Genomic DNA, 17,312 nt, shown 5'->3' with positions numbered 1-17,312 from the left:
TTCTGGAAGAGGTGAACGAAATGAGTAAATTTCAACTAGAGGTTAAGGATCTTTCCGCTGGTTTTAGGAATGGGAAAAAGTTTGTTCCCATATTGGATAACGTTGGTTTTACCGTAAAAAAGGGTGAAACGCTTTGTATTGTCGGTGAGTCGGGTTGTGGTAAAAGTTTAACTTCTTTATCAATTATGGGTCTTCTCCCAAAAAACGGGGAAATTACGGCGGGAGAGGTATTGTTTGAAAACGAAAATTTAGTTCACAAAAACATGAAGGAAATGAGTAAAATCCGTGGTAATAACATATCAATGATTTTCCAGGAACCCATGACCTCGCTTAATCCAGTTCATACAGTGGGGAAACAGGTTGCAGAGGCAATGCGCATACACCAAAAAATAGATAAGAAAGACTCTCTTGAACGAGCAGTGAAAATGTTTAAACTTGTTGGAATTCCATCTCCGGAAAAGCGAGTTTATGATTATCCCCATCAGTTAAGTGGAGGAATGAGGCAAAGGGTTATGATAGCTATGGCACTCTCTTGCAATCCAAAACTTTTGATTGCGGATGAACCGACAACTGCTTTAGACGTGACAATACAGGCGCAGATTCTTGAGCTAATGAATGAGTTAAAAAAAGAAATGCAAATGTCCATCATGATGATTACCCACGATCTGGGAGTTGTTTCGGAAATGGCTGATAATGTTTTGGTAATGTATGCAGGGAAAGTTGTTGAAAAAAGTACCGCAGACGAATTATTTAAAAACCCTAAGCACCCTTATACACAGGGGTTAATAAAAGCAATTCCCAATCTTAAAGAGGAACAGGAAGAACTTCCTATTATTAAAGGGACAGTTCCCAATCCAGATGAACTTCAGACTGGATGCCGTTTCGCTGATAGGTGCCCTTTTGCAAAAGGACACTGTTTTGATGAGTCACCTGTTCTAATCGGTGATCTTAATCATCAGGTGAGCTGCTGGATGTACACCGACAAATGGGGGGAAACGGAGGAAGATAGGAATGCCGGTACAAGAGCAAAGACAAAAACAGAAGCTACTTGAAGTCAAGGGGCTTAAAAAATATTTTCCCGTAGGTGGTTCCTTTAATAAAAAAGAATTTGTAAAAGCTGTCGATGACGTCTCTCTTTTTATCAACCATGGCGAAACGGTAGGGGTTGTGGGAGAATCAGGCTGTGGAAAGTCTACAATGGGCAGGAATATACTTCGTTTACAGGACCCAACTGAAGGTGAAACCATTTTTGATGGGGAAAACATTACGCACTTAAAAAAAAGAAAACTACGAAAAGTCCGGAAAGATATGCAAATGATATTTCAAGATCCGTATGGTTCATTAAACCAGCGAATGACGGTTGGGGCGATGTTGAATGAGGTAGTTCGAACGCATAAAATTGTTCCGCAGGCTGATACAAAGGATTATATTCAGCAACTACTTATTGATGTTGGTTTAAAACCAGAACACTATTGGAAGTATCCGCACGAATTCAGTGGCGGTCAAAGGCAAAGGATCAGTATTGCCCGTGCTTTAGCGGTTAAGCCTAAACTTATCATATGTGATGAAGCTGTATCGGCACTCGACGTATCCGTACAGGCCCAAGTATTAAATCTCTTGCAAAAACTTAAAAAGGATTACCAATTAACCTATTTATTTATTTCACACGATCTTTCCGTAGTCAAACATATCAGTGATAAGGTTGCAGTTATGTATTTAGGTAAAATAGTTGAAATGGCCGATAAAAATGAACTTTACAGAAACCCACTGCACCCTTATACACAGGCTTTGTTATCGGCTATCCCTACAATCAATACTGGTGCAAAAAGGGAACGTATCATTCTAAAGGGGGATGTCCCTAGCCCATTAAATATTCCACAAGGCTGCAGGTTTCATACGCGATGTCCGTTAGCTACTGAGCATTGCATTAAGGTAGCTCCTGAATGGAGAGAAATAAAATCTGGACATTTTGTGGCATGTCATGAAGTTTAGGTGTTCAAAGAATGCTTTATGGAGAAGTTATGTAGTTGAATTAATTAAAGTGGATACGTACCTTTTAGCAGAATGGAATAACCTTCATCTAATACGGTGAAGGTTATTGTTTAAATGTTTCCGAAAACAATGGTTATGTTATTTCTTTTATCCAAATAGAAAAATAAGTTAAGTAGTTCACCTTGAATTGTAAGCATTATCATTAATGCGTGATTTTGTTCAAATGGTAAAAGGATATGGAACTTATTATTTGAGGAGGAATGAAATTGGAAACTGAGAAAATTGAAGTGCTAGAACTAAATGGTAAGCCTAACACTGCACCACCGAATAGCTTAAGAGGAAAACTGAAATTTATAGGTCCTGGATTTGTTGTCGCAGCTACTGGTGTAGGGGCAGGGGATTTCATTATGGCTTCTATTGCTGGAACAGGCTTTGGATTGACATTACTTTGGGTCATTATTGTAGGGGCATTTATTAAATTCGTTTTGACCGAGGGAATAGGTCGTTGGCATCTGGCTTCCGGAAGAACAATTTTAGAAGGATGGCATATGGCAGGGTGGTGGGCAACAATTTATTTTGGTGCATACCTTGTTTTGATGGGTTTAGTATATGGATCAGCAATAACAGGAACGAGTGCAATGATAATGGTTGCTATGTTCCCAAATACCTCCTTTAGCTTTTGGGCAATAAGCTCGGGAGTGGCTGGTTTCTTATTGGTTTGGTTTGGTAGATATCAAATGCTTGAAAGTTTCATGAAGATTTTAATCGGAATAATGTTTATTAGCATAATTGGCTCTGCACTAATTATTGTAGTAAACGCAGGTAATGTTGAGTATGGGATTGTTCCTTCCATACCAGAAGGTTCTTTTTTTAAGATATTGGGCATATTGGGTGGGGTTGGTGCTTCCATCACCCTAACTTCCTATGCTTATTGGATTTATGCAAAAGGATGGCGAGACCGGCGTTGGATGTCAATTATGAAACTTGATGTTTCGGTGGCTTATATTGTAACAGGTATGTTTGCAATAAGCGTTATGATAATTGCCGCAGAATTATTATTTGGTTCGGGAGTAACAATTAGTGGAAATGACGGGCTGGTAGGTTTGGCTGATGCCTATGGCGAGAGGTTTGGAAATATAGCGCGTTGGATTTTCCTTATTGGTGTATGGGGAGCCGTTTTTACATCTATAGTCGGTCCTTGGCATGGCATGTCCTATTTATTTGCAGACTTTGTACGTATTGTAAAGAATAAAGGTAAGAAATCTTTAGAAAAAGAAAAACAAATAACCGAAAAGGATTCATCATTTCGATTCTACCTTTTTTGGATAACATTTCCGCCGATGTTACTTCTGTTATTTAAGCAGCCGGTGGTAATTGTACTTATATATGGAGCTCTTGGAGCTGTGTTCATGCCAATTTTAGCGGCTGTTCTATTATTTTTGTTAAATTCTAAGCAAATTGATAAAGCTGATCGAAACGGAAAGGTCAAGAACACCATTTTTGGGCTTATTATTCTACTGTATGTATATCTTGGAGGAAGTGAGCTGTTTCAAATTATTTTTGGTTAGGTTGTGTAGAAAAGAGTTAAGCATATGGAGGGGAATTAGCAAGTAATATTTAAATAAGAAGGGGGATGGGTTACTTGGAAGCTGAGAAAAGGTTGGAACAGTTTGGTTATAAGCAGGAATTGAAACGTTCATTGTCTTTTTGGGATTTACTTATTTATGGTTTGATCTTTATGGTTCCAATTGCGCCATTTGGAATTTATGGGGAAGTCATGCTTGCAGCAAATGGAATGGTTGCTCTTGCCTATTTGATAGGTATGGTTGGAATGATTTTTACTGCTCTTAGTTATGCCAGAATGTCTGAAGCCTTTCCAATGTCAGGATCTGTATATGCTTATGCAGGAAAAGGAATTAATCATTATGCCGGCTTTATCGCCGGCTGGGCAATTCTTTTGGATTATATACTTGTTCCCGCTTTATTGTATGTCGTTAGTGCTACGGCCTTAACAGGAATGTGGCCGGCAGTTCCCGGAGCAGTTTGGTTAATTATTTTTATTGGAATTAACACCGTAATTAACTATTTTGGAATTGAATTTACTGCAAGAACGAACAAGATATTTTTAGTATTTGAATTAATTGTTCTAGCAATATTTCTGGTGATTGGCATAACCGCAATTGTAACCGGCGTAAACGGTGCTTCTTTTTCTTTTGACCCGCTTTATAATCCTGATACATTCAGTATGAGCGTTGTGATGGGGGCTGTATCAATTGCGGTGTTAAGCTTTTTAGGATTTGATGCCATTTCAACCCTTTCAGAGGAGTCCTCTGGAGGGCCAAAAGCTATTGGGAAGGCAACCATTTACTCTTTACTGACGGTGGGTGTGCTTTTTATTGTTCAAACATGGGTGGCAGCCTTGATTAACCCGGATTTTAAAGGATTTGAAAACATTGGAACAGCTTTCTATGATACTGCGACAATTGCCGGTGGTGAATGGCTTGGTGCTCTGACTGCAATTGCGACAGCACTTGCATGGGGAATAGCAGATGCCCTTGTTGCTCAGGTTGCGATATCGCGGGTGCTTTTTAGTATGGGAAGGGATCGTAAGTTACCACATTTCCTTGCCAAGGTGCATCCAAAATATAAAACCCCATATGTCAGTATTCTTTTTATTGCAGTGATTTCATTAGTTGTAGGTCTATTCTTTATGGGAGACATCGGGATTTTGACGTCATTTATTAACTTTGGTGCCCTAACCGCCTTTTTGTTTCTTCATGTAAGTGTAGTCAACCATTACTTAAGAAAAGAAAAGAGCGGTGATTTTTGGAATCACTTAGTTTTTCCATTAATTGGTTTTATCATTATCGGATATGTTTGGATTAGTTTAGCTGCACAAGCTAAAATTCTTGGCTTAAGTTGGTTATTGGTAGGTATTATTATTGCAATCTATTTTGCAGTTAAAAAGAAGGATACTACGTTAGATATCTAATCTATAAAAAGGAGTGTTACCAGTTATGTCAATCCACAGTCATAATCATACTCATAAAACAATTCACGATTTTAAATCCCACATGCACTATGGGTGGGATAAGAGTTTAAATCCAATTGCCGAAGTTGAATCGGGTCAAACGATATCTTATGAAATTACCGAGTCTTCCGGCGGGCAATTTTCCAGGAATTCAAATGCTGAACATGTAAGGAATATGGATTTTGAAAAAGTGAATCCTGTAGCAGGACCGATATATGTCAAGGGTGCCCAACCAGGGGATACGCTGGAGATTGAAATGTTGGATTTTAGACAATTGGATTGGGGATGGACAGCGATTATTCCCGGATTTGGCCTTCTGGCTGACACGTTTAGTGAACCTGCAATAAAAACTTATGATCTTACAAAGCGCAACAAAACCGAATTTTTACCCGGAATTGATTTATTTTTGAAACCATTCCCGGGAACAATTGGTGTGGCACTGCCTGAAGAAGGAAATTTTAGTGTTGTACCTCCAAGAAAAAATGGGGGAAATATGGATATAAGACATCTGACCAAAGGGACGAAGCTTTACTTGCCCGTTTGGGTCGAAGGTGCACTGTTTTCTATTGGTGATACACATGCAGCACAGGGTGATGGAGAAGTTTGCGGAACTGCGATTGAAGCATCCATGGAGACAACGGTGCGCTTTAAACTTCATAAAGGAAAATCAATTGCCGAACCTCGATACGAAATTCCTGGACCGCCAACACCGGAAGCTGATAGTCAGGGATATTTTGTGACCACCGGAAATGGTCCAGATTTATTTGAGGCATCAAAAAAGGCAATAGGCTACATGATTGAACATTTAGTGGAAACTTATGGGCTCAGTGACCAAGAGGCATATATGCTTTGCAGTGTTGCTGTTGATTTGAAAATAAATGAAATTGTTGATGCACCTAATTGGCTTGTCTCGGCATTTCTGCCAAATTCAATTTTTAAATGAAGCGAGTGGGAAGCGCAGGGACGGTTCTCTTGCTTCCTTTGAGTGGATAATTGGGTTCGAAATTGAATAATTTGTTGTAAAAATCGGGAGTTGCAGAGAATTGCTTTTTTCCCGATTTTTAATTGCTTTTTATAGGTTTCGGGGAAGCAGCAGAAGCGTCCCCATGCTTCTTCAGTAATAATCAGCTTGTCTGATGGTACTATCCACGTTATACTAGTCAAAATAGTTGTTCAATTCCGAATTACAAATCTGCCGGAAAGGAGTCTATCTTTAGCTGCTGTTAAATGAATGATCTACAACAAGGAGGTAATTACCGATGAATCAAAACGCTTCTGCAAAAAACACGGAATATTATAAAAAAATTGATCGAAATGGGCTGCTGAAATTTCTGCTTCCGTCTTTATTTGGTGTATTTATTTTTCTTTTCCCGGTATATGACAATAGTTCGTTTAATATTCCGCTGGGGATTATAACCGAATATCTCATTAATCTATTAACAAGTTTCCTGCCAGCCATTGTGACCACTGTTATTTCACTTTCAACGCTGATGACGCTGGTAACGGTTATTATGAAGCCGGACAAAATAATACAACATGACATGCTGAATTCTTTTTTTAATGTTTCGGCTTTATGGACGGTGACAAGGGTTCTGGGAATGGTTTTTGCATTTATGACACTTTATCATACTGGCTGGGATGTTATCAGCTCTGAAGCGACCGGCCAAGTAATGTTCGGTCTGCTTACATCATTAATTGTATGGTTTTTCGTTGCCTCCTATCTGATGCCTTATTTGATAAATTTTGGTGCGATGGAGTTTTGTGGAACGCTGTTAAGAAGTGTGACACGCCCGCTTTTTACCTTGCCAGGGCGTTCGGCAATTGACTTACTGGCCTCCTGGGTTGGAAATGTGAATGTTGGTGTTGTGATTACACGCGAACAGCATGCAGATGGTTTTTATACAGGAAGAGAAGCGGCGGCAATAGCAACATGCTTTTCGTCCGTTTCACTGCCATTTTGTCTGGTTATTGCCGGAATGCTGAACATTGATTATATGTTTCCGGTTTTATACTTGACGATTTGTATTGCAGGGGTGGTAAGTGCTGTCATACTGCCGAGAATACCACCACTCTCCAGAATTCCGGATACATTTCTTAAGGAGAATACGTATAAAGAGGACATCCCCGAGGGTGCATCAAAGGCAAAATGGGGACTGCTGAAAGCCATTGACCGGGCAAAGGAAGCAGGTTCATTCACGGATCAGCTCAAGCAAGGTACGGAAATATTTTTGGGAATCATTTTCGTATTATTGCCGCAAGTAATGGCTATTGGAACGATTGCCCTTATTGTGGCCGAGTTCACACCAATTTTCGATATTATCTCCAAGCCAATGGTTCCATTATTGCAGCTGATGCAAATTCCGGAGGCTGTGGAGGCAGCACCGGCAACGATCATTGGATTCATTGACATGTTCATTCCAGCTGTACTGGCCAGCGGTATTGAAGCTGAGATTACCAGATTCATCATTGCCGCGTTATCATTGGTGCAAATTATTTATTTAACGGAAATGGGAACGTTAATCATTATTTCCAAGATACCATTGGGCGTTGGTCGGCTGTTTTTGATTTTTATGGAACGTACGATTATTTCCCTGCCGATTATTGTGTTGATGGCACATATTATTTTTTAGTGGGAATGGATAAAGGCTTCGTACAAGGGGTAAAAATCGGGAGAGGTGAGGCAGTGCCTTCTCCTGATTTTTTATGTCTCATTTTTTTGAGGTTTTGGAAGCGAAAGAACCATCCCTACGCTTCCCAAAATTGTAAGCAAAATCCAAAGGGGGTATAATGATGTAAAATTGTTTTCATTGGGGGTCATGTCATGTTGGAGTTGTCGATTGAGGAGTCGGATGTATTAAAAAAGGTTGCGCATGCTTTGTCTTCTGAGGTTCGGATAAATATCCTGAAGTTGTTAAACTATAAAAAAATGAACATTCTGGAATTGTCGGAAAAGCTTGGGTTGCCTGTTTCGACTATTGCTTCTAACATAAAGGTGCTAGAAAAGTCGGGGATTATTTCCACCGAATTGCAGCCGGCAAAGCGGGGAACGATGAAGGTTTGTACCAGAAACTTTGATGATATTCATATGCAATTGAATTTAGCTACTGGACATAATAATCCCAAGAATTCCTATCAAATCGAAATGCCTGTCGGACATTACATAGATTCTGATATTTATCCGACATGCGGACTGATTAATCCGCACGGTATCATTAAACCTGAAGATGAGCCTTCCCTTTTCTATCATCCCGACCGCATGTCTGCACAATTGGTCTGGTTTAGAAAGGGTTTTGTTGAATATCGTTTTCCTTTGCAAGTTCCGGCTGGTGCAAAACTTGAGTCTATTCAATTTTCATTGGAACTCTGTTCGGAAGCCCCGAACTATGACCATAATTGGCCATCGGATATTACTATCTGGATTAATGGGTATGAAGTCTGCACATGGACATGTCCGGGTGATTTTGGAGACAGAAGAGGAAAATTAAATCCGCCGTGGCTACCCGATAATCATACGCAATACGGGTTGTTAAAGACGTGGAAGGTAAATGATAAGGGGAGTTTTCTTGATGATGTAAAAGTGTCGGATGTGACGTTAAATGACATTAACATTGGTGGAAGCAAGTCCGTTTTATTCAAAATTGGTGTAACGCCGGATGCTGCTAACATTGGCGGTGTTAACTTATTTGGTAAAGGCTTCGGTGATCATGATCAGGATATCCTAATGAGACTTATTTACTCGTGATTATGGGCAATCGAAAAAGTCCTAGAGCTCATTCAATGCAGAAAGTGTGCATTGAATGAGCTTTTATTTTACTCCATTTTGGAACATTTATTTTTTTCAAAAAAATCATTGACGCGGATGAATGAAAGCGTTATCTTATATTTAATACAACTTTTATGTTTTATACAAAAATATTGAAATGAATGTAAATCATGCTGAGTTAGAGGGAGGGTTCTGTATGGGTCTGTAATGCAAAATTTGTAGAATAACTGGGTTGAATGGAAGTATTTTCATAGAAAAGGAGGAATGAAACGGGTGAAGAAAAAAGGATGTACGATGTTGCTTTTGTTTTTGTTAGTCGTTTTTATATCCGGATGTTCAAATCTTGCTGTCGGTTCGTCAAACAGTGACAAAATCGAACTTGACTATTGGACGTTGTTCGGTGGTGGTGATGCCGAATTCATGAAGGAAATTGTTCAGAAGTTTAACAGTACTCATCCTGATATAAAGGTGAATTATATTCAATTACCGTTTGACGATTACTATACGAAATTGGTAACAGGTATTGCAGCCGGGAAAGCGCCCGATGTCGCAGTATCACACATTTCCAGGCTGCCGCAGCTGGTTGAACTTGGGGTTGTCAGCAGCCTTAATACTGCTGCACAAAAACAAGGTATTCAATGGGACAAGTTCAATCAGAATATTTTAGAAGCATCTATTATGAATGGTAACCACTATGCCGTTCCAATTGATACGCATCCGATTGCCTTTTACTACAACAAAAAATATTTAAGAAAAGCGGGCTTGTTGAATGAACAGGGCAAACCGATTATTGAGGAAACACCTGAGGGGTTCGTCAATTTTTTAATCAAATTAAAAAAAGAACTGCCTGAAGACATTGCACCTTTGTCATTTGCAACAACAGGTATCGATCCATACCGGTTATGGTGGTCGTATTATCATCAGCTTGGTGCGGATGGCGTAGTATCTGATGATTTAAGTTCAGCAGATTTAGAATTGCAAAAAGCGGTAAAGGCCGCAAAGTATATGAAAGATTTGTATTACAAGCATGAGGTCATACCTTTACACATTACAGATTTTTACCGCACGTTTCAAAGCGGGAATGCGGCGTCTTTAATTACAGGTGTTTGGTCGACAGGGATATGGGAAGGAACAGAAGATCTGGAATTTGGTGTCATTCCGGTTCCGGCAATTTTTGGCAAAAGGGCAGTATTTGGCAATTCCCATACGTTGTTTTTGCCGAAACATGAAAAAGCAGATACCGAAAAACGAAAGGCAGCACTTACGTTTGCTAGATTTGTTGCCGAAAATGGACAAATCTGGGCAAAGGCGGGTCATATACCAGCTAAACAAACTGTCTATGAAAAAGAGGCCTTTAAAGAATTGCCGCATAGAAGTGATTATGTTCAAATTGCCGACCATGTTGCCTTTCAGAAACCATCGGTCGCCAATGGTACGATTGAAACGATACTTACACGAAACTTAGACACAGTCCTTAACGGCAGCAAATCTGCTGAGAAGGCATTTAAAAAAGCGGAACGGGAAATTGAAGAGTTACTGCAAAACTCTTTGTTGACGCCGGATGAATAATGTAAAGGTGGAGGTGGATGGCAGATGAAAGGTAAAGCAATGTCAGGGAATATCAAGGCGATTCCCTTTTTACTCCCGTTTTTTATTATTTATGTGATGTTTACAATCTATCCAATCTTTAAAGGGTTGCAAATGAGCTTTTTTGATTGGTCTATTATTCAGAAAATGGAATTTGTAGGATTAGAAAACTATATCAAGATGTTTCAGGATCCCGACTTTTGGAATTCGCTTTGGAATACAACATTGTTTACGATTTTATCAACACCGACAATGATTATATTGGCACTGGCGCTTGCATTGATGGCCAATGCAAAATCGAAATTTCGGGGATTTTACAGAGGAGCATATTTTCTTCCTTCCATATTGTCGGTATCGGTCATTTCGTATATTGCAATCTTTTTCCTGCAGCCTTATACAGGGTTTTTGAACTCGTTTCTTCATTTGTTAGGTATTCAAAATGAGCCTTTTTGGCTGGCAGAACCGACGCTTGCCTGGGTTTCCATTGTCGGTGTGACATTATGGTGGACGGTTGGCTTTAATATGATTCTGTTTTTGGCAGCATTGCAGGATATCCCGGATTTTTTATATGAGTCGGCTGATATTGATGGGGCGACTGCCTGGCAAAAATTCCGGTATATTACGCTCCCGCAGCTAATCCCAATTGGCCGAGTCATCTTGTTGCTGCAAATACTTGCTTCCTACAAAGTGTTTGCCCAAATTCTGTTGATCACTGGAGGGGGTCCTGGTACAACCACCAGACCGCTAATTCAATATATTTATCAGGCAGGTTTTGAGAAATTTAATCTCGGCTATGCGGCGACAATGTCATACGCATTATTCTTCATCTTGCTGATCCTGTCTTTAATTCAATTGAGAAGCCAGTCCGATGATCAGGGGGTGATATAAGGATGGAGACGAATACATTGCCGAAACAGGAGACTCAACCTAGTCAGATCCCGCCGCGTAGGAATCAACCTCGTCAGAATCAGCCCCGGAAAAAGGCAAAATTGAAAAAGGGAAAAGCTTTACGCAATGTGATTCCTTTTACCACAGCAATCTTGTTCCTTGTTCCGCTGATATGGATGTTTTTCGTATCACTTAAGGAAGAGGGGGCAGCCATCAGCGGTGTGTTGGAATGGTTTGCACCGCCATACACATTTGAAAACTATGTGCATGTTGTGATGGATACGGATGTGCTCAGGTGGTTGGTGAACAGTCTGGTTGTTGGTGTCATTACAACGATTATCACACTGATTGTCACGTCAATGGCTGCTTTTGCCATTTCACAAATTAAGTTCGGTTACAAGAAGTTTATCTTTGTATTTTTTCTTGCAGGATTAATGGTCCCGGGTGAAGCAACAATTATTCCGTTGTACCAGATTGTAAAAGATTTAAGCATGCTTGATTCCTATATTGGCTTAATTCTTCCGGGCATTGCATCACCTCTTGGCGTTGTCATTCTTAAGAGCTTTTTTGACGGTGTTCCGCAAGAGGTCATTGACAGCGCGAAAATTGACGGTTGTTCCTTGTTCAGGATTTATTATAATATCGTGCTGCCGCTGGCAAAACCGGCAATGGCGGCGATTGCGATTTTCACGTTTATCGGCTCGTGGAATAACTTTTTGTGGCCTTATCTGGCTATTTTCTCAGAAGAGTTGTATACACTGCCGATTGGAATCCCGACATTTAATTCGAATTACTCGCAGGATTACGTCTTACCGATGACAGTGAATGCGGTAGCGTCCATCCCTGTGATTATTGCCTTCTTTTTCTTTGAGAAACAGATTGTTAAAGGAATCAGTTTTACAGGGATTAAAGGATAACATCTTACAAACACATTGAAAAATACATGAATAAAGGAGTAATGATCGTGCAAACAAAACAAAACATACCTACACATTATCCGAGGCCGCAATTTGAAAGGAAAGATTGGATAAATCTCAATGGTAAATGGGATTTTCATTTTGACGATGCTAATGTTGGTGAACAGGAGCAATGGTATAAAAAACATACGTTTAACAGGGAAATTATCGTGCCGTTTACCTATGAAACAAAAGCGAGCGGAATTGGCGAGGAAGCATTTCATCCTTACGTTTGGTACCGCCGATCTTTTGAAATTCCAAAGGAGGAAAGCGGAAAACGGATTCTTCTGCACTTTAATGCGTCTGATTATGTGACGAAAGTATGGGTTGACGGTCAATTTGTCGGAAGCCATCAAGGCGGTTATACCAAGTTTGCTTTCGATATGACAGATTACTTAAAACATTCCGATCAGCATGAACTCGTCGTAAAAGTTGAAGACAGCAACAGTTGTTACCAGCCCAGGGGCAAACAGCGCTGGATTTCCGAGAACTTTGGCTGTTGGTATGTACAAACAACCGGTATATGGCAAACCGTTTGGCTGGAATTTGTACATGAAAATCATCTGGAATCCGTGAAAATGACGCCGGATGTTGATACAAGCTCTGTTTTATTTGAATATAAAGTTGCTGATTCCACAAATTACAGCAATCTTCGTATCCAAACAGATATTCAGTTTGACGGGAAACCGGTGAAATCATTCAGTCAAACCGTTGACCGTTCATCAATGGAAACGAAACTGAATATCGCAAGCGGTGTCGATGAATGGAAAGTGAAACTCTGGCATCCGAACCATCCGAATTTATATGATGTTACATTTACCCTTTATGAAGGTGAATCCGTAGTTGACCGGGTTACATCTTATTTTGGAATGCGGAAAGTGTCGATTGAGAATGGACAGGTGTTGCTGAATAATGCACCAATCTACCAGAAGTTAATTCTTGACCAGGGGTATTGGCCGGATTCGATGTTAACGCCGCCGTCGGATGAAGCGATAATAGATGATATCGAAAAAACGATGGAGATGGGCTTTAACGGCGTTCGCAAGCACCAGAAAATTGAGGATCCGCGTTTCTTGTATTGGTGTGATAGAAAAGGGTTGCTCGTTTGGTCCGAAGCTGCGGCAACCTATGAATTTTCCGGGGAAGCAGTCGATAATTTTACAAAAGAATGGATCGATATTGTCCAGCAAAATTATAATCATCCGTCAATCATTACGTGGGTGCCTTTCAATGAGTCATGGGGCGTCAAACATATTTTTACGGATGAAAAACAGCAGCGGTTTACCGAGGGGATTTACTACTTGACGAAATCGCTTGATTCGATGCGCCCGGTCATTGTCAACGATGGCTGGGAGCATACGGTTTCCGATATTCTTGCCCTTCACGATTATGAAGAACTTGGGGACGTTTTTGCTGAAAGATATGCCGACAAAGAGAAGATTGTTCATAATGAAAAAACGCACAACCACCACAAGTTCGCAATGGCCAGCGGTTATCAATATCAAGGCCAGCCAATTATCATAAGCGAGTACGGAGGTATCGCTTTTCAGGAAGAAAAAGGCTGGGGATACGGTAATCAAGTCGCCACGGAAGAGGAGTTTCTGCAGCGCTATCAATCTATTACACAGGCGATTAAAGATTGTGCGTATGTTTCGGGCTATTGTTATACGCAAATTACAGACGTTCAACAGGAAATTAACGGATTGCTGACGGAAAACAGGCAACCAAAAGTAAGTCTTGAAAAGATCCGTAAGATTAATAGTTGATGTAGGGTATGAGGTTGGGACATATCAATAACGATGATTCAAAAGGTGAACAATTAGGTAATTAGCGAGGTATATTTCCGGAGCGGTTTTACGCTCCAATTTCTAATTAGTTGTAATTACATTGCTATGTCCCACCTTTACCCTTTGACTTGATAACGCTTAGGGAGGTGTGAGGGATGGAGTTTGGTGGAGTGATGTCGCGTGTAAATATTGCCTGTGACTGGGTGATGAAACTTGCAATAGCCAATTTGTTATGGCTTGGTTTTACATTGCTCGGGCTTGTTGTTCTGGGGGCAGCCCCGGCGACGGCAGCGCTTTTTTCTATCGTTAGAAAATGGATAATGGGTGAGAAGGATATTCCGATTTTTAAAACATTCTGGCAGCATTACCGGAAAGATTTTATTCAATCGAATATGCTTGGTCTGCTTTTCTTCGTGATTGGATTTGTTTTATACGTTGACTTTCGGTTCGTACTAAACTATGAAGGCATGTGGAGTATCGTCCTGCTAATCATGGTGGCAGCGGTATGTGCAGCCTATTTATTAACGGCTGTCTACCTCTTCCCGGTCTATGTCCATTTTGAATCACCCGGTTTGAAAGGTTGTATCAAAAATGCGTTTTTGATCGGGATTTCCCAATTACCGTCCACCCTTTTGATGATTGGCGGTATCTTCCTTTCATTTCTGCTATTTAAGTTTTTGCCGGGGAGTTTGTTGTTTTACAGTGCCAGTTTGATCAGTTTTTTCCTTTACCACAGTGCACATCGGGTATTTTTGAAGATAGACCGTGCAAAGAACGTTGAAGAAATAGAAGCTTGATTTAAGAAAATAGGAGGTTGAGATGAATTATTTTCTGAAAAGATTGTGTTTCGTGTTCATTGTAGCTGCATGTACGCTCGGTTTTTCATCGGTGGCATTTGCCTACGAAAATCCAATCATTCTGCCAAATGAATGGAAATGGGACACCGGCGTTTATTACGGTTCTGGTGATCCATATATCTTAAAACATAATGGTGTTTATTATTTGTATGTCAGTACAGTGGATGACAAGAGCGGTATTAAAGTATGGAGTTCGAACAATCTGGTGAATTGGACTTACGAAGGGTTGTGTGCCACTGATTCCGTTACAAAAGCTGCATACGCACCTGAAGTTGTTTATTGGAATGGCTACTTTTACATGTATACGTCACCAGGAGGAAACGGCCATTATGTACTAAGAAGCGATAGCCCAACCGGCCCGTTTAAGGTAAAGACGGGAAATCTTGGTCATACGATTGACGGACATGTATTTATTGATGATGATGGCCAGTGGTATTTTTACAATGCAAGTGACAGTGGTATTGTTTCCCATCCAATGACAGACCCGTATACGATCGGGAAGGGGACAACTACTGGAAGTTATATGGGCGGCTGGACCGAGGGGGCTACATTACTCAAGCGGAACGGGTTGTACTATATGACCTATACCGGCAATCACGTCTGGAACAGGGGATACAGGGTGAATTATTCAACAAGCGGAAGTCCGATTACAAATTTTGTTCCATCCTCTGAAAATCCGGCGTTGATTAATACGGAAGGACCGGTTCATGGGACAGGACATAACAGTATGATTATCGGTCCCGATCTTGACACGTACTATATGGTTTATCACAGCCAGGCAGATCCCGGAAGACACTTTAACCTGGACAAGGTGGTCTGGAACGGTAAACAAATGGACGTGCTCGGCCCGACATCCAGCGAACAGCCGGATCCGGACATGCCGACGTTCCGTGATGACTTTTCTGACCCGTACAAGAATAAATGGTCCGGTATCAAGATCTCTAACCTGACATCAACAAAAAAACACAACCGTAATCCGCATAATCGATGGGAGGGCATGGTATCGAAAAGTACAACAGAGAACAACTTCAGTGCGGAATTTAATTTATTGCAGCTAACCACTGATCAAAAAGGACATCCGCCTGATAAAGTACGAAATCCTGGTTATGGTGTTGTTTTTGCATATCAGGATAACGAGAATTACGGAGTTGCTCTAATCAACAAGAATGATCATCGTTTGCAAACGCAATTTGTTGTTAACGGTGAAAAACAAGGGTGGGAGCATTCTCCTTTGCCTGATGATTATGATTACAATGTGCTTCACAATATCCGGGTCAAAAAAGACGCCAATCAATTTAAAGTTTTTATTGACGGCATGTTAAAACAAACCCGGAACGCGGACCTGGACGGCGGCAAAATCGGTTATATGGACAGGAATACCAATGCATCGTTTGGATATATCGCATTTAGTAATAAAGTCAATGGCAGCGGTGCCTGGGACACACCGAAACCTGTTCCGGGTGAAATAGATGCAGTCCATTACATGTCGGGCGGTGAAGGAGTCGGCTATCATGATAAGAGCAATGACAATATTGGTGGAATGTACCGTCATGGTGCTGTTGATATTCGCTTGAACCATGAAGGTGGTTACAACGTCGGGTGGAATCAAACGGGCGAATGGTTGAAATACAAGGTTAACGTAGCAGAAACCGGAACATATGATGTTGATCTGCGGGTGGCGACGACATTTAACGATGCCAAAATACGAATTTGGAGCGGCACACAGGATTTAACAGGCGTTGTGGATGTCCCAAACACAGGGGGCTGGAATGATTGGGAAACCTTCACCATTAAAAACCTTCCACTTGAGGCGGGGGTACAGGAGCTTAAAGTTGAAATTGTGGAAGGCGAATATGATTTTAAATCGATGGCATTTAAAAAGGGTTCCCCTGTGCCGGCGATTACGCACGATTTTAACGATGGTAATGATGATGGCTGGAAGCGATACGAAGGAGATATATCTGTTGAGAATGGGAAATACATTATTGGCGGCAACTATGCCAAGGCTTTGACCGGTAAAGACAGCTGGTCTGATTATACGATTGAGACCGATGTTGTTATGAAAGATTCCGATGGTAAGAGCGGCATACTTGTCCGGTCGACGAATCCGGCGGACGGAAGTCATCTCGGTAATTTTAAACATTTTAATCAGGGATATTTCGCCTACATCACAACAAACGGTGTATATCTTGGTAAAGAAAATTATGGTTGGACATACCTTACAGGAGTTGCTACCAGTGAAGCCCTTAAGTTAAACAAGAAATACCATTTGAAAGTGGTTGTAAACGGTACGAATATTAAGGTGTACTTGGATGATATGGATCGTCCGTTAATTGATTATGATGACAATAGCTCCATTCCGTTTACACATGGGAAAGCAGGGGTCCGCACAAGTAACGGTACAGCCGTTTTTGATAACTTTGAGATTTATTCTCATTAGAAGACAGGAAA

13 protein-coding genes are annotated in these 17,312 nt (G+C 40.7%); all 13 read left to right on the top strand.

Going from position 1 to position 17,312, the window contains the following annotated elements; all coding sequences use genetic code 11:
• The first annotated feature begins 20 nt into the window (after positions 1-20).
• Complete coding sequence (locus B1K71_RS16245) at positions 21-1,052, top strand: ABC transporter ATP-binding protein (RefSeq protein WP_077328875.1); 1,032 nt, start codon at positions 21-23, stop codon at positions 1,050-1,052.
• Entirely contained in the window at positions 1,012-1,992 is a 981-nt protein-coding gene (locus B1K71_RS16240; RefSeq protein ID WP_077328873.1) for an ABC transporter ATP-binding protein, read from the top strand. The genes B1K71_RS16245 and B1K71_RS16240 overlap by 41 nt, the downstream gene beginning before the upstream one ends.
• 266 nt (positions 1,993-2,258) lie before the next feature.
• Positions 2,259-3,560 carry an Nramp family divalent metal transporter gene (locus B1K71_RS16235; protein ID WP_245799321.1) on the top strand — a complete coding sequence of 434 codons (1,302 nt, stop codon included), beginning with the start codon at positions 2,259-2,261 and terminating at the stop codon, positions 3,558-3,560.
• A 65-nt stretch (positions 3,561-3,625) separates the two neighbouring features.
• Complete coding sequence (locus B1K71_RS16230) at positions 3,626-4,984, top strand: APC family permease (RefSeq protein ID WP_077328869.1); 1,359 nt, start codon at positions 3,626-3,628, stop codon at positions 4,982-4,984.
• Positions 4,985-5,009: 25 nt separating this feature from the next.
• Positions 5,010-5,966, top strand: a complete 957-nt coding sequence (locus B1K71_RS16225) for an acetamidase/formamidase family protein (RefSeq protein WP_077328867.1) — start codon at positions 5,010-5,012, stop codon at positions 5,964-5,966.
• A 316-nt stretch (positions 5,967-6,282) separates the two neighbouring features.
• On the top strand, positions 6,283-7,653 hold the full coding sequence (locus B1K71_RS16220; RefSeq protein WP_077328865.1) for a YjiH family protein: 1,371 nt from the start codon (positions 6,283-6,285) through the stop codon (positions 7,651-7,653).
• 191 nt (positions 7,654-7,844) lie between these two features.
• Positions 7,845-8,765 (top strand): ArsR/SmtB family transcription factor, encoded by a 921-nt coding sequence (locus tag B1K71_RS16215; RefSeq protein ID WP_077328863.1) that lies wholly within the window; start codon positions 7,845-7,847, stop codon positions 8,763-8,765.
• 294 nt (positions 8,766-9,059) lie between these two features.
• Positions 9,060-10,355, top strand: a complete 1,296-nt coding sequence (locus tag B1K71_RS16210) for an ABC transporter substrate-binding protein (RefSeq protein WP_077328862.1) — start codon at positions 9,060-9,062, stop codon at positions 10,353-10,355.
• 24 nt (positions 10,356-10,379) lie between these two features.
• Positions 10,380-11,261, top strand: a complete 882-nt coding sequence (locus B1K71_RS16205; protein WP_077328860.1) for a carbohydrate ABC transporter permease — start codon at positions 10,380-10,382, stop codon at positions 11,259-11,261.
• Between the two features lie 2 nt (positions 11,262-11,263).
• On the top strand, positions 11,264-12,178 hold the full coding sequence (locus B1K71_RS16200; protein ID WP_077328858.1) for a carbohydrate ABC transporter permease: 915 nt from the start codon (positions 11,264-11,266) through the stop codon (positions 12,176-12,178).
• A 41-nt stretch (positions 12,179-12,219) separates the two neighbouring features.
• A complete protein-coding gene (locus B1K71_RS16195) occupies positions 12,220-13,983 on the top strand; it encodes a glycoside hydrolase family 2 (RefSeq protein ID WP_077328856.1) in 1,764 nt (587 codons plus the stop codon).
• 176 nt (positions 13,984-14,159) lie between these two features.
• Positions 14,160-14,801 carry a YesL family protein gene (locus B1K71_RS16190; RefSeq protein WP_077328855.1) on the top strand — a complete coding sequence of 214 codons (642 nt, stop codon included), beginning with the start codon at positions 14,160-14,162 and terminating at the stop codon, positions 14,799-14,801.
• Positions 14,802-14,823: 22 nt separating this feature from the next.
• Complete coding sequence (locus tag B1K71_RS16185; RefSeq protein ID WP_077328853.1) at positions 14,824-17,301, top strand: family 43 glycosylhydrolase; 2,478 nt, start codon at positions 14,824-14,826, stop codon at positions 17,299-17,301.
• The last annotated feature ends 11 nt before the right edge of the window (positions 17,302-17,312 follow it).

The sequence above is a fragment of the Virgibacillus siamensis genome, from assembly GCF_900162695.1.
Taxonomy (GTDB): Bacteria; Bacillota; Bacilli; order Bacillales; family Amphibacillaceae; genus Lentibacillus; species Lentibacillus siamensis_A.
The sequence above is the reverse complement of the archived record's forward strand: the minus strand, read 5'-3'. Positions and strand labels throughout refer to the sequence as shown.